At 66.4% G+C, this 435-nt stretch carries 1 pseudogene; it reads right to left on the reverse strand.

Annotated features, from left to right (window positions below):
* Positions 1-200 precede the first annotated feature (200 nt).
* Positions 201-435: pseudogene (locus MOV76_RS39510) on the reverse strand (hypothetical protein); the annotation flags it as partial.

The raw sequence follows: 435 nt of genomic DNA on the forward strand, positions 1-435 counted from the left end.
CAGATACCCCCCCGCTGCACGGCCTGCGCCAACCGCTCCGCACGCGGCCGCAGCGAGGTGATGGCTTCTCCGGCCCCTTGCCATAGGCCCGGCACTGACTGGGGCGCTGCATGCAGCTCCGTGATCGGCACGCCGGTTGCTTTTTTCTCCGCCGCATGCTTGCCGGGGGCTTCCCCAGCGTCGCGTCATCCGCTGGCGTGTCATCCTCGACCACCTACAATACAAGGCCGAAACAGGCGCGATAGCGATCCAGCGCGCGGTACAGCGTAACGCGCGGCATCCTCCGCGACGGCGCATAGCGCGCCCATGCCTATGGACGCGCGCACCGGCAATCCGCCGCACGCCAGCGCGCCCGATCCGCCGAACAGGGAAACGCCAGTTCGGTCGTCGTTTAGCGTGGAATCCTTCTGCATGTTGTTCATCTCCTTGTACCTG

Source organism: Rhizobium sp. PRIMUS64, from assembly GCF_023006465.1.
Taxonomy (GTDB): Bacteria; Pseudomonadota; Alphaproteobacteria; order Rhizobiales; family Rhizobiaceae; genus Rhizobium; species Rhizobium leguminosarum.